Raw genomic sequence first — 21361 nt, 5'->3', positions numbered from 1 at the left:
ATCAGGCTTGTTCTAAAATTAATACTTATAGCAGAGGCTTTTATGGTGATGTGGAATATCTCTTAGAAAAAGAAGCCATTATTGACTTAATTGATCATCCTTTCGTTTTTTGGGAGGATTCTCCTCAAACTAAGGTTGACTTAGTGGCTGCTACTCCTGAATTGTTAGTTAAAAAGAATCGTAAAAAAGAGATTACTTTAAAACTTTCTCCTCCTCTTTATCAAAAACAATCCCCTCTCGTTTGGCAAGACACTATCAATCTTGTTAAGGTTTTGGTTATTACTTCTGATTACGAACAAATTGCTGCTATTTTAGGTAAACGTAATCAATTAAGAGTTCCTCCCTCGGCCGAAGAACAGGTTTTGGCTGCTATTAATACTATCTCTAGTTTATGCACGGTTCATTCTGATATTGAAGGGGATATTGCTGATGCGATTGAAGTGGAAGCTCACCCTCTTCCTCATCTTCAATTATTACCAAATGATGAGGGATTAAGTGCTAGAGTGGTTGTCTGCCCTTTTGAGAAAGGTCATTCTTTTTATCATCCTGGTACCGGTGGTGCAACTGTTATTACTGAGATTGATGGTCAACGTTATCAGACGACTCGTGATCTCGAAAAAGAAAAGGATTTATTTAACGCTCTCATTGCTGATTGTTCCCTTCTTTCTTCTGGTGATCCCACTACGGGAAGATGGGATTTTGATGATCCTGAACTTTGTTTAGAATTACTTCTACAATTACAGGATTTAGAAGGTCGAGTTATTGTTGAATGGCCTGAAGGGGAGAGTCTTAAGGTGACTCAACCGGCTGGTTTTTCTCATCTTCACCTTAATGTTAATTCTCAACAAGATTGGTTTGAGGTGTCTGGTCAATTACAGTTAGATGAATCAAAAGTTTTTGATTTACAACAATTACTGACCTTATTAGAACAGAGTCCGGGTCGTTTTCTTCCTTTGGGTCAGGGACAATTTTTGGCTTTAACTGATACTTTTCGTCAACGTCTTGAAGAATTTCGTCTTTTTTCTCAACCCCATAAACAGGCTCGTCAGCTTCATCCCTTGTCTACCTTAGCTTTGCAAGATTTTTTCTCTGAGGTTGAGGATTTAACGGTTGACCAACAATGGCACGAACATTGTCAGAAAATTCAAGCCATGCACGAATTTACTCCTCAATTACCTAGCACGTTTCAGGGGGAGTTACGAGACTATCAATTGGAGGGTTTTCATTGGTTAGCTCGTCTCTCTCATTGGGACGTAGGAGCTTGTTTAGCTGATGATATGGGCTTGGGTAAAACGATTCAGGCTTTGGCTGCCATTCTCACCCGTGCTACTGCTGGCCCGACTTTAATTGTTGCTCCCACTTCTGTTTGTTTCAATTGGATTGATGAATGTTTTAAGTTTGCACCGACCCTTAATCCTATCTTATTTGGCAGTGGTAATCGTCAAGAAATTTTAGATAATTTACAACCTTTCGATTTATTAATTTGCAGTTATGGGTTATTACAACAGGAATCGGTGGCTGCTATGTTGGCTGAGGTTTCTTGGCAAACTATTGTTTTAGATGAGGCTCAATTTATTAAAAATATGACCACTAAACGCTCTCAGGCTGCTATGAAGTTACAGGGTCAGTTTAAGTTGATTACCACTGGCACTCCTCTGGAAAATCATTTAGGCGAGTTATGGAATTTATTCCGCTTTATTAATCCTGGTTTGTTGGGGTCAAAGAAACAATTTAATGACCGTTTTATTGCTCCTATCGAATCAGATTCACATAAAATTCTTCATCAACAATTGAAACGGTTGATTCAACCTTTTATTTTACGTCGTACTAAAACTCAGGTTTTATCTGAATTACCTCCTCGCACTGAGATGCTGTTATCCGTTGAATTGAGTAACGAAGAAATGGCTCTCTATGAGGCTTTACGTCGTGATTCCCTAGAAAAATTGAGCGAGAGTGATGACAGTGGCGGACAAAAACATTTACAGGTTTTGGCTGCTTTGATGAAGTTACGCCGTTGTTGTTGTCATCCGAGTTTAGTTCTTGATGATGCTTCTTTAAAGGGTTCTAAGTTACAGTTATTTCAAGAAATCCTTGAGGAGTTACTTGATAACCGTCATAAGGCTTTGGTTTTTAGTCAATTTGTTGACCATCTACAAATTATTAAATCTCATCTTGATCGACAAAAGATTAGTTATCAATATCTCGATGGTAGCACTCCTAAAAAAGAGCGACAACGACGGGTTAAGGCTTTTCAGTCTGGTGAAGGGGATGTCTTTCTTATCAGTTTAAAGGCAGGGGGAACCGGTTTAAATTTGACGGCTGCCGATTATGTCATTCATCTCGATCCTTGGTGGAATCCTGCTGTTGAAGATCAGGCTACCGATCGCGCCTACCGCATCGGCCAACAACGTCCTGTTACTGTCTATCGTTTGGTTGCTAAAGACACTATCGAGGAAAAAATTGTTCAACTTCATCATCGTAAACGGGATTTAGCTGATTCTCTTCTTTCTGGTACTGATGTTTCTGCTAAACTTTCCACTTCTGAATTATTGGATTTGATGAAATAACTCTTATTGCTTTCGTTTATACGCTCCTCAATAAACATATAAAGTCAAAAAGCCCCTTACCAGCCAAGTACGCTTTACCTCTAGCTAACTTCTTCAGTTACTTTTTGTATCTTTTGAGATTCTTCTGCCGAATTCTCCCTCTATTGTACTTTAGTCTCATTTTTCTTCATATTGCTTTTTCTTACTCCTACTCATTAATCTCTTACTTATACCTGTATAATCCTACTCATACTTGTATAATACTTATACTCGTATAAAATCTTGCATTTCTTTAATTATTATCCACATTTTCAGATAGTCACTCAATCTTTGCCATCCTTTCCATAAGGTCTGCACTCCTGGCTCTCCATCCCCTTTTCTGCACATAAATCCTCCTAATCTTCCTATCCACCTCACACATTCATATATTGTCGGTATTTCTGACGGTAACTCTTTTTTTTTAGTTATTACACAGTATAACACCTGCCATTCTTCCTCTTCCAAAGCAATGTCGGCTGGTTCATCTGGCATTTCTACTGCACAATATTTGAGCCACAATATTCTTGAGGCAATGATGCTGTAGGTGGCTAATGCTTTTTCGAGTCGCTCCCCTTTGTCTAACATCAGCTTCTCAATGCCACAACCTGTTTTCAATACATAGTGAAATCTCTCAATTAACCAACGATATGTATAATATTTTAGGACTTTTTGGGCATCTGCTAAGTTATTCACAGCTAAAGTTGTTAATAGTACCCACTTTACTGCTTTTTCTCCTTTAGGAGCTTGAATCTCTTCGGCTACGATCGCATTTATCTTCATGGACTGCATTTGCTGATACTCTGGTTTATTGAGAGGTGGTTGGATCTCCACTGATGTCCATTTCACTTGTAATCTTGCTATTCTCGGTTTTCTTCGCGGTGTTCGCCTCAATTTAATGGCTATTTCTGCCATTGATTCCAATTTCTCTAACTTAGAGAATAATTTATCTATTTCCTCTTCTGTTTTAACTCTCCTATTCTGTGCTGCTCTGATTAATAAGTGTGCGCCTTCTCTTAACGGTTCGGCCAACAACTCAAAAATGTCTCCTTCGCGATCACACACCGTTATTAATTCTATATCTTCTGGTATTGCCTCCTGTACCTCTCTTAATGACTCGATCCATCTAAAACTTTCTTTCTCTTCTATTTTCCGCTTTCTTTCTACATATCCTTTGCCTTTCCTTACTTTAGCTCTTGCCCATACTTTTTGCTTCAATAAGCCGTATGGAATTCCTTCTCCACTGACAGCCAGGACATTATGGACTTTTAATCCTTCTGCACCTTGTTTACTGATACTCCCTAATCCTCTTCTGCCTTTTTTTGGAGGAAATTCTAGCTCTGTTGTGTCTTGCACCGCTAACACCACTTTTTCTCCTGCGATCTTCTCTATTGTCGCTTTTTTATGCGCTTCTATTATTTTTTCTGCTTTCACATGACGATTTTCCCAAAACTCGTACGTGGCCTGTACATCTGATGGCTTCTCGATCGCCTGTGGAACTGTTTCGTGAGGATGTTCGGATAACTCGGAGAGCATTTTTTCAAGTCTGGTATTTAACCGTTTATCTCCTAAATCTAGAAATTTCAGTTCTTCTTCTACCCATGCTTTCATTGACTTATCCTCCTTCCGTTATTCTCTTGAATATGATTTGAGCAATTGTTGACTTTTGAACCTTTTTTCCTTATTCTTAATGAGTAAACACTCTAACTTTTCTAAACTTTTATGTAGCTAATCCATTAACTAAATTTTAGTAAAACTCAGATAGAATAAGTCTTTTAGGCTTTTTATTTACCTTTATTTTATCTCACTTCTTCCCTTAATTTTAATTTATTTATCTTCATTTATCTTAACTACATTTTTACTCTTCTTTGAATTACTTTACTTATTTTAAAAATACATAGCCTCTTTTCTTATTCTGTTTTCCTTAATAATTACTGTGATTGCTCATGATTACTACCTTTTAGACGTTTTCCTTTTGTTAACTTATATGTGCCGAAGGGATAGCTGTCCAATCTAATCCCCTTGGATCTACTTGGTAAAAATCCAACGATTCAGATGCCACTTCTTCGTTTATACTTTGGTGTTTATGTACTATTTGGTAATCTCTTACCCGTCTCAGTAGTCTGTTAGCGATACGAGGAGTTCCCCGCGATCGCCTAGCTATTTCCATTGCCCCTGGTTGAGTGATAGTTACGTCCAAGATTTTCGCGGTTCTTTCAATGATTAAGGCGAGTTCTTCGGGTTCATAGAACCGTAATCTTTCGATTAAACCGAAGCGATCACGTAGTGGTGAGGTTAAAGAACCCACTTTAGTTGTAGCCCCCACCAAGGTAAATTTAGGAAGGGGAATACTCCGTGTTCTTGCTGCTTGACCTTTGCCAATGGTGATATCTAAACGATAATCTTCCATTGCAGGATAAAGCAACTCTTCGGTCAAACGGTTGAGGCGATGGATCTCATCAATGAACAATACATCCCCTGGTTTGAGGTTGACGAGTAATCCCGTGATATCTCTGGGTCGTTCTAAAGCCGGCGCTGCGGTTATCTTACAGTTCACTCCCATTTCTTCTGCCAGAATTAAGGACATGGTTGTTTTTCCCAGTCCTGGTGGCCCGTAGAGGAGTAAATGGTCTAGAGGGTCTTTTCTCCCACGGGCTGCTTTTATGCCGATGTTTAGCACCGATTTTAGGGATTCTTGCCCGATGTAATCCTCTAACCGATGAGGACGGATGTTTTGAGCATTGCTCTCATCCGAGTCTTTGTTTGTAGGATCTAATAATCTTTCTTGGTTCTTTGAGGTTGACTCAACTGTTGTTGGGGATTGCTGAGGATTTGAGGAGGGGGTGGTTTTCTTAACTGATTGAGTGTTTTTCTTCCCTGTGGTTCCTCGTTTGATGGCCATTCCCCGTACCTCTCGACTCCATACACTTTGATTTTGCCATTGTTAAACGATTTAACTCCTCTATCCTTGATTTTTCTTTAGAAATTACTCCACTTGATACAACGGCGATCGCACTTCAACTTAGCCATTTTGCTCTAACCATTGTCTTAAGTCGGCTTCACTACCAAAGTTTAACAAGGCTTTGGCAAGATTTTCCAACTGTTCAGTGGATAATCCTTGTATTTGCTCCGTTAAAATTGGTGATAAGTCTGGAAAACGAGTGTTAAGAAGGAGCAATATTAAATTAGCTTCTCCTTCTGTAAAAGCTTCTTGATATACTTTAGTTTTCTTTAAGTCAGCTAATTCAAACATGGCTTCGATTTCCTGTCGACTTTTTTTGGGGAACTTATAGACAATGATACTTTCAATTAAATCAATTAACTGTCGTTTACTGCCTTCATCACTTAATTGATTTTGGGCTTTTTTAATTAACTTTTTAGCTTGTGGTACAGACTTTTCTTCTGATTCTACCACAAGATTAATCATGCCAATTCCTAGAGAATCTTTAGCGGATTCTCCTAATTCATTCAAGTAAATTATACTCACTTCCTCTAAGTTAAGTAAATTTCTAAAATGAATAGACTGTTCTCTCTCAATTTTACGGCTAGGATAAATCACAACCATCTGCCAAGGATGGGGTGGTTTATATTGTCTCAGAAACAGAAAAAACTCCGAGAACAACCGATAGTATAAATCCTCTTCAGGTTGAAACTGCACCTCAACTAAATAGAGAGGTCGGTTAGAGTTTTCTTCATTAGGCAGAAATAAGCCATCAAGTCTAAAAGACAGTTGTTTAACTTCGATGGAAGAAAATTTGTAGTTTTTTTCTTGGGCTGATTCTTCTCCAATTAACTCAAAGAAGCTTCGAGGATAGTCAAGAAAAATCCGATAAAATATACTGTCTGTTTTCACAATTGCTTAAGACACTATTAATAAGGTGATGACTTTTATTCTCTCTTTATTATACCAAAATACTCTTTTTATTTAAGATTTTTCGCTTAATTAAGCAGGAGATCATTAAGATCATTTTCAGTGGTAAAATCGGGTTAATTTGAGGTTTGATTTTCACTTGAAAATCTAGTTTAATTACTTTAAATAACTTACTTTTGTATGTTTGTTGGTATTGTCCCTTTAATTTCGTAAAAATAATCTGTCCCTACTAAAGCTACCAAAATTTCAGCTATTTGCGTTCCTGCTGCGGCTTCTTCTACTTCGGCGAAACCATACTGATCTGAAATTTCCCACTGCCCTAAACGAGGAGAACGTCGGCACTCAAATCTTCCCAATCCATAAGCAACTTCTGGCGTTCCACACCGCTATTATTCCCCCACCTAACCAATATAGAGGTTTTAGAGGTTTAAGCCATCTTTGTCTTTGTTTACGTTGTAGTTTTTCGCTTAAATTCAGTGGTTTAAGTGTCATGACTCAAATTGGGAGCTAATCTATGAGGAGTAAATCTATGGTATTAGCGGATGGTTAAATTTTGACTAATTAATAAGCGATCGCTTATCCAAGACGAATTGACCCTTAGTTAGTGCCGAACTATAATAAAATATATCAGCACTAACGCTAAACTAATGTCCCAAGCCTCCATCAAAGCCCGAATCGTTCAACTCCGAAGTCAAGGAAAAGTCGCACCTCCCAATACCTGGATCGGAACCACCAGTATCACAAAGAAAAACGGTAAACGCTACACTTATTACAGGCTAATGAAAGCTTATTACCCTCCTGCTACCAAAGATAACCCTAATCCTTCTCGTAAGACTAAAATGGTACAGTATTTGGGGACAAAAGATAGTGAAGCTTATAAGGAGATGGTTGAGGCTATTAAGCGTCGCAATGAGATTCAGAGGTTGGAGAAGAAGCTGTATAACCTAGAAAAAGAAGTTAGTGTAGCATTAACTCAGAATAGACAACGGGATAAGCAACCAGCACTAACTACGTTGGTGACAGAGTTAGTCGCACAGGTGCAAGGTTTGGTAGAGGAAGTAGCGTGGATGAAAAAGCAGTTTCAGCAACAATTATTAACAGTTACATAGATGATTTTAAGTACAATGATAAATAGCTATTCCTTTATTCAAGGTTAGTCATGAGTAATAACGATAATCATGAGTCATTATTTGAAAACAATGATAATCAAATTGATGATGACAAATTTTCTATAGATATTCCCTCACAATCAGAGTCCCCCTATCAAGACCGAATTCCCTCTGGATATGATCCAATGGGAGAAATTTATCTCAGAGGTCGAGCCTTTAGAGGTCTAGCTAGTGGAGGCATCCCTTGGTGGATTCTCGTTTCTGGTTGGATTATTTTTGGAGGTTTTACACTTTTAATTATCGTAGCTGTCATAATAGCACAAGATTTTATAGGTCTAATTTTGTTATTTGTTCCTGGTACTATTTTGTTGATTCTCTGGAGAGGGACGAAAGCCAAGCTTCGTCGTAGAAAGTCTAAAAGAAGGTTTTAGTCGTTCCCGTATGAACTCGAATAATTATTATGATAATAGCAATTATCAATAACAATGAGCAACTTATAACTTGGAACTCAACAGTTACTTTTACTGTTGCTACTAAAGAATACCCTAAACAGAAAATTAAATGGTGGACTCGATGGTAATTTTGCCCTCCATTTCCTAACTTCTACCATCACTAAATGAGATTTTCAATCTTAATCTTCATAAGCAACGGTAGAAAAGTTCCTTGAATGAGAATAGTTTTTTGAGGCTACTCTTTTCTATCTTTTTCCATTATTTTACACTGTTTCGTCACCAAAATATCCCCTTGACGGACTGCTGTGACTGACCATGTTTGTCCTGTTTTCATATCTTTATGGGCAGGGTGGACACTAATTCTTAGGGTTTTGAGAGGAGGACGACTAACCTTAAGTTGAGCAAAGGACATCTTTCTCCCTAAAACTGTGACTCTTCCCGTCATCGTCATAGCTGATTCTGTTACTTCATCAGAGATTTCCTCTAAGTTAATTGAGATAATTTTTCCATCAGAAGTCATATTTAGAGTGGTTAACCAACTACTTTCTTCACTGGGATAATTAGCTGGTAGTTGCTTAATTTTAAACTGCGTTTTATCAGGAATTTCTAAGTAGAATATCTCCCCATCTTTTTTGACTGTTCCTCTCAGAACATAATGATAGTTTTTTGAATCCATTTTGTTAAATTTTTCAACCCTTGTCATGTTTTAACTCAATTTCTCTTCAAAATTCGAGCTAATCTTTGTCTAGAAAATAACCGTTATATTCCCAGTCTTCAGAGAAAGAAGTGGAATCTTCGAGTTGTTTCAATTCTTGAGCCTCTTTTTCTTTTTGCTTTCTAGACTTTGGTTTTATGTATTTAGGCCAATATTTATGGTAGTCCTTCTTTGATAGCCACCATTCCCCTGTTTTGGGGTGTTTCCAACCAGAACCTTTCTTTCGTTTTCCCATTTCTTTTCCGACCAATCCAAATAAAAGTTTAATCATATAATATTATAGAATCCAAGTAATCTTCTGTTATATCTTCTTGTTCACAAACGAGGTCACTTTCTTTATTTTGACCATATTCATCATTAAATTCTTGGTAACTATCTAATCTAATGTCTTCTCTAATTTCATTATGAGAATTTGAGTAACTTTTCCATTTATTACTCTGTCTAACTAATAGTTCATCTTCCGAATTAGTTTCGTCGTTGTTCTCAGTATTTTTAGTTTTAATTTCTTTAGAAGCTTTACTCATAAATTTACCTTTTATTCCCCTTAATTATACCATAAAATCTTACTTATTATTTCTCCATATTCCTACAAGAACCCCTTGTATTTCTACAGTCGTTCTGGGAACTTTTAATGGGGTTTCTTTATCGAAAGATGTTAAAGTCACCTCAGAAAAATCTAAGTTGTATCTTCCTAATGTGACACCATAGCCTTCGACATTAGCAGCGACAAATTCCCCGTTTTTCACTGTTTCTTCTGGAGCTAAACGACGGATAATAGCTATGTCTTCATGGGCGCACCGCGAAGCGGATCTCTTCGAGATCGCATTCTCAACTAACCCATTACCCTCAACTCGTAAAGCATAGTAATCATCTTGGTTGAGAACGTAGGGAAGTTCTAGGATTGATTGTTCGTCAGTGAAAGGTTCAACTAAACCACCGGCAGCTATGGCCCCTTTGATAACAATCCCAGGTTTCTTGACTTTTAGGGGTTTGATGGTTCTTGCTTTTCCTTCAATCCATGTCACATAACCCTTATCTCTCATTCTTCCGAGACGAGATTGAACAGGGGCTGGAGAACGTAAATTCATCGCTCTCATCATCTGACGAATCGAAGGAGCGTGTTGATTCTGGTTGATATAATGAACCAGCCAGTCGTATAACTCTTTTTGAGCAGGGGTTAATGGCTCCATAGCTCTGGGATATTTCTGAAACTGATCCTAGTTTACTTGTATTTTAATACTAAGGTTCTGTTTCTTGGGTAAATTTTATAAGGATAGTTGACTTTTCGTTGTCAATTGGTATTATTGTACTATATAGCAGTTTTTGTTCATGTACTCTCCTTCTCTCAAACAAGATTCCCGTGACCCCTTTGTTGATAAGCTTCTCTTCTTAGCTATCAACCACAATCCCACTCTGGCAGAACAATTAGCTGCCATTACCGAAGCTCACCATGAACGTCTTGCCGATGTCACTCAAGGTCGTCCTTATTTCCGAGTTCATGATCTTGTCCGACATATTTGTTCTTTTTCTTATGGTTCTGTTCAACAGATTCGACCTTCTGTTAATAATCATCTTTATCTTATCGCTTGGTTTGATTCTCCTCATCCTTGGCAATGGCAATGGATAGAATCCCATTCTTTAACTTTACTGCCTTCTTTTTTTTAGTTTATTTTTTTTCCAGAAAAGAATAAGGGGAATAATTAATAAAATGGAAGAGAGTCCTCAAGGATATATAAATAAGGTAAAAATTTTAGAAAGAAACAGAAAGTTTATTCAGATTTATTCTCCCATTTACTTTTTCCCGTTATTGTCTTTCCTAGTCTGCCAAATTCTTAAGTATTTGTTAGCCTAGAGAAGCACCCAGTAATTAATAGTGTACGTTGCCCCAATTATGGGGCTTTTTACCCTAATCATGCTAGTCCCACTCTAATTAAACTAACACCGTTATCTCCTCCATTACAGATATTGTATAAGTAACTCCTTGTTTGTCTTCTAAATAATAATTACCATCAATCTCAACCACTTTTCCTTTAATCTTCATCATTCCCATCGGATGGGGAATTAACCCTTGTAACAACTGTCCCACTTCATAATCAGGGGTTGATAAACGATGTTGCTGTGAAGCTTCTTTGAGATTGTTGTAGAACTCTAGCAACTGTGAATCACTTAAACGTTTTCTAGAACTAACACCATATTGACTCAGTAGGTACTCTTTCCCCGTATTGGTTGACCATCCTAGTTGGGACATCTGAGAGTCAATCTGTTTCATTAATTCTCCCCTAGAAGTAGCTGTGTGATGGCTTGTAACGGGCTGGCTATCGTCTGTAACCCTTGCGGATGTTGAGTGTGACGGCTGTGACGGGTATTTTTCAGTTTTTTCTATTTCCATTTCTGCCTCCGTTGAAACTAAAACTTTCTCTAAAAGTCCAACTGATGATGATGAAGTTTTGTTAGAAGTTCCAGAAAGTTCAACACACCCGTCACATTCATCACTGATGGGGGTTTCAGCCATCACACTACCCATCACACCACCGGTTACACTCACCACCGACTCTTCACATGATGAACGATACAATCCTTCGATTAATGGTGGTAAATCCTCGTCCAAATGATCCCGAATTTTCAACCCCTGAATAAATGCCCCTTTGCGATCGCGTCCTTTCTTGATGGTGAAACCCAATTGATTGTTACATAGGTCTAGTAGCAAATAGGAGAAACGAGTCAACGAAATGGTATTAATGCCCGATAATGAACAATACTTGCAATAGTTCGCGTATAACCATATCTGTTCCTTTGACTCTCCCAACGGCGACTTACAACCGATTTGTGTCTCGTATCCATCAATGTAAGTGATCTTCTCGTTTAGCCACGCTGCTATAGAATTGGTATCAATCAAGTTCTCTAGCTTGCTTTTTAGGAGTCCTACCGCGTAGTTTAATGGGTCTTTGATGATTTGGGTGGCTTGCTCACTATCCATCTCTAAGACCCAATTTAAAAGCCCTGGTATGTACGGGGCAAATTCTCCTGTTAGATTATTATCCCTGTCATGATCAATCAGCTTCTTTTGATCTCTTTCAGCAATGCGCCGATTCATAGTCAGGGGAATCTCACGACGGTATAACCCACTCGTATGATCTCCTGTTTTGATGGGTTCATTAGAGGTAATAATCACCAAAGCATCCGGGTAGAAACTGGCTAGGGCTTGCTTATACTTTTGCTCAAATCTTAGGCGATCGCCTCCTGTTAATGCCTTGAGTTTTTTCACGCCCTTGTAGCTCGTTGCCTCATTAATAATCACCAGCCGTTTATCTTTTATGTTGGCTGTCTCGAATTTATCCTTTTCGAGAATATCCAAATCGGTGACGTGGACATTTTCAGCCCCAACCAGTGCGATCGCTAATTTGGTTAGGGTACTCTTACCACTTCCTCCAGGGCCACATAAAGCTAAGAACTTTTGCCAGTCCGCCCGTCCGGTAACAATACCATGTAAATAAGCCCGAATGAGATTGACTAGGGTTGCATCCCCTTCCATCATTTCGAGTAACCATTGCTTGATAGGGTTACAAGATGCCAAGGGGTTAAAGTCATACGGTAAGCACCAAGTTAGGTAATTTGTGGGGCTATGAGGCCATAATTCTTTTGTCTCGATGTCTAACACCCCATTACGGAAGGGGATTAACCCTTTTTGGCTATGGCTTTGCATTTGGGGGGTTAATAATTTCCTGCTTAGATGCTTTCCTATTGATTGGACTAATCTAATAGTATAGTCGAATTCTTTGGGGGTTTGTGCTTTTAATTGCCCAATTATCTCTGTTTTCTCTTTATTACTCCTACTGCTTTCTTTTACTGCTTTGATTGCCTTTCCTATCTGACTCCTAATGTCTTCAACCACTTGATCTAAATGAGTAAATTCTAATAGTATTCTCTGTTCTAGTTCCTCAGTAGAGATTATTTTCCATATTCCTTCTATTTCTGCACTGTACAAATACCATTCTTTGGTTTCCTTATCGAAAATCAGTCTATCTTTGTACAATTCTACTAAATATTTGACTACCCCTTTCTCATTCCACTTGGGTAGATCATGCTCTAATTTTGTTACTTTGATTGAGTCCGGTTCATTACTCCGATTTTCCCAGACTGAACGGAACCATTCCCGTCCATTAGCTACGCACCGCTCCGCGGATCTCTTCGAGATCGCATCATCGATCCCTTTCTCCGGTGTCTCCCAACTAAGAAATAAAACTTTACAACACGCTTCTCGGAAACACGAGGCTAACCTCTCTCTCGCTGCTATGACACTGGCCTGGGTTTTTACCTTCTCATCTTGGTCAAAGACGATTACGATTTCTCGTCCTGGGGTAGCTAAGTATTGAAGCTGTGGCAAGAGTACGGGATTCCCATCAGGGTCCTTGGGTGAACCGTTCCATATTCCAGGGACACTAATGGCAGCTATTCCTTGGGACAACAATGCCCCGGCTTTTTTTGTGCCTTCGACAATGGCGATCGCTACCTTTGGATTCTCTTTGACCCATTTCCAAAACAATTGGTCTTTTTGTCCTAAGAATTCTTTGTAAGTTATCCCTTCGGTGTCTGCCCATTGGTAACGAATACGTTCTTGGTATTCCTTTAACAATCCCGATTTTTTAGCTACTTTTAACCCAATACGTCGAGAAACCTTGAGACATATTGCCTGAACCGGTTCAAAGGGTGGGACTTCGTATTTTCGGGTTTTGCCATCAGGGGTGACTTTCGGTTTGTTGGGTTTGAGTTGGGACCATAACTGATCTTCCCCCGTTTCCGGGTCAATGGCGTTCACCCCCCATCCCCCGTCCTCTAGGTGTAAGTTGGCTTTCAAGGTTCGGGTGTTGATGCGACCATCGTTTCTACGGGGTACGTTTTCACTGTAGAGTAAGAAGTTGTAAGTGTCTGAACCGATAAGCGATCGCACATTGAGATAGACGATTTCCGAGTCGACTCCTGAACCTTTGACCCACTCGTTACGGTGCTGTTCATTGATGTTATTCATTTTGGACTCCAGTTTTTATGTACTACTGGAGATGCTCTATAGTAACGGCTTACTACTTGGATTTTTCAAGCTCAGACAACTATGATAGAAATGTATATGTAGGGTCTGGTGTATGTTCTTTGTTAGCATCACCAGTTGTTGTCTTGCCAGCTTTAATAGCAATGGCCAAGAAAAGAGCATCACCAGTCTTTCCTATTTCGACTTAATTGAATAATTGCTTAAATCTATGCTTCGACTCATAAGCATAGTCATTAGTAAATGCTTGTAAGATACTTTTTCCCCTTGGGTGATCACAGGGTTCAACTTCGGGTGCATGATTGTCTCCTTAATTTTGTTTGAGAACCCATAAGGAGGACTAAAATTGAGATAAGAAACTTAATATAACCAGAGTTAAGATTTATTGCCTAATTCTGTCTTTTTTAGCAAAAGTAATTCTTTTAAAGACAATACTTGCCTGTCCCGCAAATTTCCTATATCATGAGGTTATTGCGGTTAATTACCGTGGCTAAAATTTTATATTTCTTTCTTATCTCATCATTACCTCCTTATTTGGTTAACAGAGATTTCACAGAGAGAAGCCCTTAGATTAGAAACGTCGCGCATTCCCCAATGACTCGGCGTTTCGTGGTTTTAAAGGGTTTCCACACTTGAGAAACATCTGATTGATATTAATAATCCTGTTTGGTTTGACAGAATACTTCAACTATATATCAGATCCATACTGCAAACAAGTTTTGAATCTTTGATGGGGAATTATTTGTTTTCGTCTCAAATAACAAATAACTGGAGTTTAGACTAACTCCCCCGAAATCATACCGTACAGTCTAGTCTAGTCAGCAGGGGGGTTACGGGGGGTGAACATTGAAGAGATAATGAGGGAAAATTAGCCAATAATCAAAAACCTTGAATCAATCTGCTTTAAAACTTCAAAATTTCAGAAACGAAGTCTATCAACTGTTAGGGCCGGCCAAAGATAGCACTTTTGAATTAATGGACGCAGTTCTAATCACTAGAAATGTCTATTCTTTTGCTGAATTATCATTATCACCAGTGTTTCGGAGAAAATGGCCAAGTTTGTATGAGGCGATGGATGATTGCCGACCAAAAGCTCACAAATTAATGAGACGTTATATTTCTGAAATCCGTGCATCAACTGGACAACAGAGAATTATCCTAGCAGGAGATCATACACCTTGGCCTAGAACAGAAGCACCAACACTCAAAGATAGAACTTATGAACATGGGGCAAAAGTTATTTCAGGGAAACCGATTACTTTAGGTCATGGTTATAGTACCTTAGCATGGATTCCAGAAGCCAAAGGGAGTTGGGCATTACCATTAAGACATGATTTAATTACATCCCATCAAACGCCCATAATTAAAGCAATTTTACAAGTTAAACAAGTGCGCCGATATCTGCAAGAAAGACCAATTACTGTGTGGGATAGTGAGTATGGATGCGCTAAGTTTGTTAAAATGGCAAAAGGAATAGATGCTGACTTTTTGATGCGTTTAAGTCCAAATCGTTGTGTTTATGCAGAACCTCCCAAATACCAGGGAAAGGGAAGACCTAGGAAACATGGTCAGAAAATGAAATTATCTGACCCGACAACTTGGGGAGTTCCTGTCTCTTCAGTAGAAATTAACAACCCGACTTGGGGAATAGTTGAAATCACAAGATGGAGTAAATTTCATTTCTATCAAGCTGCTGAACAAAAGATGGAAATTGTCCTGATTCAACGAAAGGGAAAAGGACTATCTAAAAAGGCAGCAAAACCGATGTGGTTGGCATGGATTGGAGAAGAAATACTTTCGTTAAAATGGATTTGGGAATTATATTTGAGACGCTTCGCAATTGAACACTGGAATCGTTTTGTGAAACAAAGATTGCATTGGACTAAGGCTAAACTGGGAACCACAGAAAAAGGACAGCGATGGAGTCATTTAATGCCCATTTTAACATGGCAATTATGGTTAGCTCGTGACATAATAGAAGATAATCCTCTCCCTTGGCAGAAACCTCAAGTCAGAGAAAAGTTAACCCCAGGACGAGTTGCACAAAGCTTTTCTGGACTTTTGACCGTGATTGGCACACCAGCAAAACCGCCCAAACCCCGTGGAAAGTCTCCAGGTTGGAAGAAAGGTAAAAAAGCGGTGCGACCCCGCGTCGTCTTACGACGCTAGGGAACGCGCACCAAGAAAAGGAATAAAAGACCTCATTATCCCACGGTCAAAAAGACAGTAACTCGACAAAAAAAAGCCAAGGAAAAGGCTGCTTAAAGTCCTTAATCAATATATTAATATTATTTTCAGCTTTTCTGACAGGCTAAATCATATTTTTATGCCTTCTAAATCGTTAGACTAGACTGTACAGTATGAGTTTTTAGTCTAAACTCCAGTTCTCAACCAGGCACTTATTGTTTAGTTTTCTCCTGTTCTACTTCATTAGCAGTCACCGTAGGGAAACTAGGAACTTATCAAACTCTACCTGGTTATTATTGTTATCTTGGCAGTGCCTTTGGACGAGGTGGATTGAAATCAAGAATTAGTCGGCATTTAGAAATTAATAAACGCCATCACTGGCATCTTGATTATCTTAGACCTTATTTAACCCTTATAGAAATCTGGTATTCAACTGATACAATTAAACGGGAATGTCAATGGGCTAAACTATTACTAGAAGATGAACAATCAAGTATCCCAATTAAAAAATTTGGCTCATCTGATTGTCATTGTCCTACTCATTTATTTTACTATCAAGTAAAACCTAAATTGAACTTAAGTGGAGATATTTTAAAAACGCTAGATGCCATCCCACTTACCAGTCTTGGTTAACAAAGACATCTAGCTCATTGAGAGTCAAAGTGAGAAACACTTTGTTGAGTGGATATTGAATCATTGGTTAAGATGCTCAAAATTCTTGTCACAACTTATCACATTATCCATCACTAAAGAACTATCTTAATAATTTAGTTATTTCCACTTCTTCCCAAAGGGTTGACCCCAATACTTCCAAGATTCCTTATTAAAAGGACTTCTATATTTTATGATTAATTCTCGTTCCCATTCTAAGAGAACTTTCTTATCAGGGGGAATATGTTCCCAAAAAGCAGAAACCACCCCTACTTTAAGATCATGTATGCGATGTAATTGAAGATAATTTCTGATATAGTCTTTACAATCATGAACCCCAGACCAACGCTTATTTACAGTTAGCTTTGTTTCACCGCAATATAATAAAATAGGTAGGGTATTATCGATTATAAAATAAAGATAACCTTTGTTACTCTCATCAGCAAACTGATATTTAGGTTCTGGCATTCTCCAAAATAAACAGTTATGGATTGGTAACTCAAACGGTTTTATATCCTCTACTGTATGCCATGAAGTTTTAGGCATCTCGAACAAACTTTGTTGTTGCGGTTGATTATTTTTGAGACTTTCTTGATATTTGAATATTCTCTGTTTCCATTTAATTAAAGCTTCTCTATCCATGATCAAATTTTCCTTTTTTGGAGTCAGAGAAGATGATTGAGTATCAAATAAGTCAAGTTGTTTCATTGAGTAATTATACTGCTAAAATCTACTTAATTTATTGTACTTCTTAACCTAAAATAATTAACAGTCATCAACATGATAAGATAATCTTTAGGTTTGGGAACACTAAATCTAACAGAATTCAAATTAATTATTTGTCATTTACTATTATTAAAGCACGACCAGGACTGACTACTAATCAAAAAATATTGGAATTATTAGCAAAATATCCCGACGGGTTGACTGTTAAACAACTAAGTGATTTACTTAATCGACCTATCTCTATGATACAAAGCTGTTTAAAGTTATTAGTTTCGGGTAAGAAAGTGACAACTACAAATCAAAGAATGATACAATACTATTACATATATTCAAAAAAAAAAGGAGGAAAATAACCTTGTTCAACACAATAAATAATAAAGTCTAATTCTTGACCTTGTATCCACTTTAATACTTCTTTTTTAAATAGTCATTTCCAACTTTTTTATTTTTAAGAATGACTATGTTTATTTACTTAATAATCGATTTAGTAGTTCTTTATTATTCCTATCAAAAACTTGTAAACGTACAAAATTAGGATCGTTGGGTCGCCAAGCTATTTGATATTTATAACCCGAATTATTCCAAATATAAATATGACGTTCACTCGAACCATTATTATAAGCTCCAGTAAAAGAGATTGAATCTCCTGTTTTTAAATTACGTCCTGCATAATTTAAGGCTTCATTTCTACATCTTAAAGATACTAACCATAATTCATCCCTAAAATCACCCAAGGGAAAATTACTACAACTTGAACCACTTCCAAAACTGCCCCCTGGTGTTTCGTTATGGCAATGATATTCTCCTGTGCTTCTATTATTATGACATCCTTCAGTATTTGTTCGACCTGGGTGACTTAATACATTGCCATTGTTAATAATAGTAAATATTCCTAAAATTGATAATATTAATAACTTATTCATGTTGGTAATTTTTCTAGTAAATTTTCTACGGTAAGCTTTCACAAGCTACACCATCTTGATCTCGATCTAAGCGATGAGGATCGCCTGGATAAGCTTGTAGAACTTGTTGAGCTTGAGATTGAGTTAAAAAATCAGAGCAATCACAATCGCTATTAACACAAGCAGGTAAATTGGCATTGTTAACCGAATTTCCTCTTGTTGTGCCATTAGCATTGGTTGGTTGATTGTTTCTTACTCCTTTACGCCAATCCCAAGGCATTACTGCGTTCGTTATATTCCAAAAGCCCAGACTTCTCTGCCGAGCTTGTTTCTGGGCATTAATGTAAGCCTGGGAATTTGGACAATTGCTTAAATATTTGTGATAAACAACTGCTTGACCTTCTTGTACCATTGTCAGATTAATATTGAGATTGCCTTTGGAAACGACACCCACAGTTCGACCATAACGATCTCTATCAACTGTCTCAATACTTACAATTGTTCCAACTGCGACTAATTGCTTTAAACGATTGGTTGAAGCTATACCCCCAGGTTGTGAAGACTCCGGAGCATCGATACACGCTAATCGAATAGTTATGTTCTGACCATTTTCAACCACGGTTAAAGTGTCTCCATCACCTACTGATACTACTTGTGCGGCTAAAGTAGGAACAGAAACAACTACGGATAAACCCAGTCCCACTATCAGTGTTTTCATAATCACAAATCAGTTTATATTTTTAGTCTTCCCTTAACTCGTAAAAAAAATATCATTATTCTCTCGGCATTTTCGGCACCGTTACCATTCCACTAATATCAACAGATTTCCGATTATAATTATAAATGGTTCAGAAATTTGAGCGAACAGTGAGTTATTACATTTTTTTCACGAATGTTCATGAATTTTAGAAGCATTGGAACATTTATTAGGGATTTTTTACGATATGGCAATGGGATTGTCATCATCTTGGCTGTAGTATACACTCTGCTCTTCTACTCTTTGGCAGAATGTGAGCCAGATAGTGTGGTACTCGTCCTGAGTGGTCTATTAGGGTTTTTGACCTACAGTTATGATCGGATGCACGATTTAGGTGAGGAATCAGACATCCTCAATTCGCCAGAACGAACTAATTGGTTGCGAGCGAATTATACCTTCATGGTTTACTTGTGTGCGATGGCCGCGGTCATCAGCTTCATCGCAATGCTGTTACGACCAGCTGCAATCTTTCCTATTATCAGTACCATAGGACTCGCCTTTGCCTATAGTCTCCCCATTCTTCGAGATGGTAAAAGCCTTAAAAAAATACCAGGGGTTAAAACGGCTCTCATAGTCGTCCTCTGGGTTATTCTTACCTTTCTTATCCCCATGACAGTTAGTGGTGTCCACTGGAGCTTTCAAATCATCGGAGGAATCCTCTATGAGAGTCTGATGATAGCATCAATTGCCAATCTGAATGACATCAGAGATACACCAGGCGATCGTCTTGCCGGTGTTCCCACCATTCCAGTTATTTTTGGTGTGAGAATAGCCTTCTTTTTTTCCCTGGTTACTATTATTGCCGCGACAATGGTTGCAGTGACTTTAGGAAATTGGGTGCTGGTAATGTTAAGTGTTATCGGCACAATTGGGCTTTTGTTCAACAGTAGTCAGGTTTTAGAAATGCTGCGCTAGATTAATCCCACCACATACACCCCGTTTTCTGCTAATTCATGAATCCTGCTAGGGTTTCTGAACCAACGTTGCGATCGCTCAACTACCACACAACTACCACATTATAGTTATGGTGCTTAATAGCTAGGAATGCCCGTCTTACTTTTTCTGTGGCTGCGTCGGGGTGACGAGTTCTTTTCAAACTTTTGTTAAAATATTAATGATACATTTTTCACCCCAATCATAGAGGTGCAGTCAAAAGCCTGGCAGCTTATTTTACACCCTAGATTGGGTTTGTTATTTAAGAAAAGTATTTTTTGCTCTGTTTTTCATTTTTTAGAGAAATTTTTACCTATTAATCTTATTTTTAAAAAGACCAAAATTATGAGTTTTTTCTATATCCTTACATCCATAATTCATTTAGTCATGAAATAATAAAATAAGGAATTTATTAAGTTAGTTAAATTTCTCTCTGTACGAGCGTACACTGGTAGTATGGCTCTTAAAAATTCTAAGTTAAGACACTTAATTCAACAAAAACCCAAGTGGAATAATCTTCCCACTAAAGCTGTTCGAGTACCTGAATGTCTTGTTGAAGAAATCACCACTTATGCTCATCGTTTAGACCAAAATACTATTTCGAGGACTGGTAGTCCTAGATGGCTTGGGATTAAACCTAGCATCTCTAAATTATGATGGGCTGTTATTGATGGGAAACCACAGAAGAACCGAGTATGGTGGACTTTGGCTTAGTTGAAACCGATTCCCATGATCCTCTACCCTATAGATTAGGGGAAATTGAAGCTGATTTACGAGAGATTCTACAAGAATATCAAGTTACAAATATTGCCATTGAACAGCCTTTTATTCAGCCCGAATTTCCTTCAATGACTAAGTTATTACAGGTGTTAGGTGTTATTAATTTGGTGGCTTATCGGCATGGTTGCTTACCTACGATGATTTATCCTGCAACTTGGAAAAGTAATCTTGATCATCCTAAGGCCGAACGAGAGGATCTTACTGCTATTGTTGAGGAGTTGTTCGATTTACAGAGTATCCTTTTAAACCAAGAGGTTGATGCTATTGCCGTTGCTTATACTGCTTGGTGTGGGCTAGGACAACAATGATTATAATGTATGCCATAGAGTGTATCAAAAAAAGGGTACTGTTATGTGGTTAGAATATGCTCTAAATCGAGATAGGGAGTATGTCTCTATAACTGAAGTCCCAAGAGGGAGAAGTGACTTATACTGTCCTTATTGCCAAGGTGAATTAATCGCCAAAAAGGGCAAAGTCAAAGCACATCACTTTGCTCATGCAGGAGAAACTTGCAATTATGTCCAAAACACTGAGTCTGTACAACTCCCTATGTACAAGCAGTTTAATTTGAATAGACATCTCCAAAAATCTATAACCTAGTTACAGCAATAGAAACAGGTGTATTGGACTCGAAGTAAAAAATTGTCCTGAAAAC

The 21361-nt window shown here is 38.0% G+C and carries 20 protein-coding genes and 3 pseudogenes; 10 read left to right on the top strand and 13 right to left on the bottom strand.

Annotation, left to right across the window (positions count from 1 at the left end; genetic code table 11):
• A partial coding sequence (locus tag CY0110_RS20420; protein ID WP_008277443.1) for a DEAD/DEAH box helicase occupies positions 1–2567 on the top strand: 2567 nt, incomplete at its 5' end.
• A 243-nt stretch (positions 2568–2810) separates the two neighbouring features.
• Here the strand turns inward: CY0110_RS20420 and CY0110_RS20415 are convergent.
• The 5 genes and pseudogenes from CY0110_RS20415 to CY0110_RS30055 all read right to left on the bottom strand — a co-directional run bounded on the left by CY0110_RS20415 (position 2811) and on the right by CY0110_RS30055 (position 6945).
• Complete coding sequence (locus tag CY0110_RS20415) at positions 2811–4193, bottom strand: IS4 family transposase (RefSeq protein WP_008277442.1); 1383 nt, start codon at positions 4191–4193, stop codon at positions 2811–2813.
• Between the two features lie 394 nt (positions 4194–4587).
• Positions 4588–5484, bottom strand: a pseudogene (gene ruvB / locus CY0110_RS20410) (Holliday junction branch migration DNA helicase RuvB); the annotation flags it as partial.
• A 120-nt stretch (positions 5485–5604) separates the two neighbouring features.
• A complete protein-coding gene (locus CY0110_RS20405) occupies positions 5605–6435 on the bottom strand; it encodes an Rpn family recombination-promoting nuclease/putative transposase (RefSeq protein WP_008277440.1) in 831 nt (276 codons plus the stop codon).
• 188 nt (positions 6436–6623) lie between these two features.
• Positions 6624–6809, bottom strand: a complete 186-nt coding sequence (locus CY0110_RS20400; RefSeq protein WP_008277439.1) for a hypothetical protein — start codon at positions 6807–6809, stop codon at positions 6624–6626.
• A complete protein-coding gene (locus CY0110_RS30055) occupies positions 6796–6945 on the bottom strand; it encodes a hypothetical protein (protein WP_157464616.1) in 150 nt (49 codons plus the stop codon). The genes CY0110_RS20400 and CY0110_RS30055 overlap by 14 nt, the downstream gene beginning before the upstream one ends.
• 155 nt (positions 6946–7100) lie before the next feature.
• Between CY0110_RS30055 and CY0110_RS20395 the strand changes: the two genes are divergently transcribed.
• Positions 7101–7562 (top strand): transposase, encoded by a 462-nt coding sequence (locus CY0110_RS20395; RefSeq protein WP_008277438.1) that lies wholly within the window; start codon positions 7101–7103, stop codon positions 7560–7562.
• Positions 7563–7612: 50 nt separating this feature from the next.
• Entirely contained in the window at positions 7613–7993 is a 381-nt protein-coding gene (locus CY0110_RS20390; RefSeq protein ID WP_008277437.1) for a hypothetical protein, read from the top strand.
• Positions 7994–8249: 256 nt separating this feature from the next.
• Here the strand turns inward: CY0110_RS20390 and CY0110_RS20385 are convergent, their stop codons facing one another.
• From CY0110_RS20385 to lexA, 4 genes are read right to left on the bottom strand one after another with little or no spacing between them, the layout of a single operon-like run.
• On the bottom strand, positions 8250–8690 hold the full coding sequence (locus tag CY0110_RS20385) for a hypothetical protein (RefSeq protein ID WP_232285763.1): 441 nt from the start codon (positions 8688–8690) through the stop codon (positions 8250–8252).
• A 58-nt stretch (positions 8691–8748) separates the two neighbouring features.
• Positions 8749–9000 carry a hypothetical protein gene (locus tag CY0110_RS20380; protein ID WP_008277435.1) on the bottom strand — a complete coding sequence of 84 codons (252 nt, stop codon included), beginning with the start codon at positions 8998–9000 and terminating at the stop codon, positions 8749–8751.
• Positions 8993–9253: a hypothetical protein gene (locus CY0110_RS20375; protein ID WP_008277434.1), complete on the bottom strand. Its 261-nt coding sequence runs from the start codon at positions 9251–9253 to the stop codon at positions 8993–8995. The genes CY0110_RS20380 and CY0110_RS20375 overlap by 8 nt, the downstream gene beginning before the upstream one ends.
• A 39-nt stretch (positions 9254–9292) precedes the next feature.
• Positions 9293–9919 (bottom strand): transcriptional repressor LexA, encoded by a 627-nt coding sequence (gene lexA / locus CY0110_RS20370; protein WP_008277433.1) that lies wholly within the window; start codon positions 9917–9919, stop codon positions 9293–9295.
• 139 nt (positions 9920–10058) lie between these two features.
• Between lexA and CY0110_RS20365 the strand changes: the two genes are divergently transcribed.
• Complete coding sequence (locus tag CY0110_RS20365; RefSeq protein WP_008277432.1) at positions 10059–10394, top strand: hypothetical protein; 336 nt, start codon at positions 10059–10061, stop codon at positions 10392–10394.
• 265 nt (positions 10395–10659) lie between these two features.
• Here the strand turns inward: CY0110_RS20365 and CY0110_RS20360 are convergent, their stop codons facing one another.
• Positions 10660–13755 carry a phage/plasmid primase, P4 family gene (locus CY0110_RS20360; RefSeq protein WP_008277431.1) on the bottom strand — a complete coding sequence of 1032 codons (3096 nt, stop codon included), beginning with the start codon at positions 13753–13755 and terminating at the stop codon, positions 10660–10662.
• A 903-nt stretch (positions 13756–14658) separates the two neighbouring features.
• Here CY0110_RS20360 and CY0110_RS20355 point away from each other — a divergent pair.
• Both CY0110_RS20355 and CY0110_RS20350 read left to right on the top strand, forming a co-directional pair.
• Positions 14659–16035, top strand: a pseudogene (locus CY0110_RS20355) (NF041680 family putative transposase).
• Positions 16036–16254: 219 nt separating this feature from the next.
• A pseudogene (locus CY0110_RS20350) lies at positions 16255–16590 on the top strand (GIY-YIG nuclease family protein); the annotation flags it as partial.
• Positions 16591–16728: 138 nt separating this feature from the next.
• Here CY0110_RS20350 and CY0110_RS20345 read toward each other — a convergent pair.
• The 3 genes from CY0110_RS20345 to CY0110_RS20335 all read right to left on the bottom strand — a co-directional run bounded on the left by CY0110_RS20345 (position 16729) and on the right by CY0110_RS20335 (position 18954).
• Positions 16729–17316 carry a GIY-YIG nuclease family protein gene (locus CY0110_RS20345; RefSeq protein WP_008277428.1) on the bottom strand — a complete coding sequence of 196 codons (588 nt, stop codon included), beginning with the start codon at positions 17314–17316 and terminating at the stop codon, positions 16729–16731.
• Positions 17317–17798: 482 nt separating this feature from the next.
• Positions 17799–18257, bottom strand: coding sequence for a YHYH domain-containing protein (locus CY0110_RS28060; protein ID WP_008277427.1), 459 nt, complete (start codon positions 18255–18257; stop codon positions 17799–17801).
• Between the two features lie 25 nt (positions 18258–18282).
• Positions 18283–18954: a thermonuclease family protein gene (locus CY0110_RS20335; protein WP_008277426.1), complete on the bottom strand. Its 672-nt coding sequence runs from the start codon at positions 18952–18954 to the stop codon at positions 18283–18285.
• A gap of 174 nt (positions 18955–19128) precedes the next feature.
• Between CY0110_RS20335 and CY0110_RS31040 the strand changes: the two genes are divergently transcribed.
• The 4 genes from CY0110_RS31040 to CY0110_RS20315 all read left to right on the top strand — a co-directional run bounded on the left by CY0110_RS31040 (position 19129) and on the right by CY0110_RS20315 (position 21306).
• Complete coding sequence (locus tag CY0110_RS31040) at positions 19129–19908, top strand: UbiA family prenyltransferase (protein ID WP_008277425.1); 780 nt, start codon at positions 19129–19131, stop codon at positions 19906–19908.
• A gap of 474 nt (positions 19909–20382) precedes the next feature.
• Positions 20383–20583, top strand: a complete 201-nt coding sequence (locus CY0110_RS31035) for a hypothetical protein (protein WP_008277424.1) — start codon at positions 20383–20385, stop codon at positions 20581–20583.
• Between the two features lie 38 nt (positions 20584–20621).
• Positions 20622–21014, top strand: a complete 393-nt coding sequence (locus tag CY0110_RS31030) for a crossover junction endodeoxyribonuclease RuvC (protein WP_008277423.1) — start codon at positions 20622–20624, stop codon at positions 21012–21014.
• Between the two features lie 43 nt (positions 21015–21057).
• Positions 21058–21306, top strand: a complete 249-nt coding sequence (locus tag CY0110_RS20315) for a competence protein CoiA family protein (protein WP_232285761.1) — start codon at positions 21058–21060, stop codon at positions 21304–21306.
• Positions 21307–21361 lie beyond the last annotated feature (55 nt).

Origin of the sequence: Crocosphaera chwakensis CCY0110 (assembly GCF_000169335.1) — a bacterium.
Classification (GTDB): Bacteria; Cyanobacteriota; Cyanobacteriia; order Cyanobacteriales; family Microcystaceae; genus Crocosphaera; species Crocosphaera chwakensis.
This window is presented reverse-complemented; position numbering and strand designations above follow the sequence as displayed.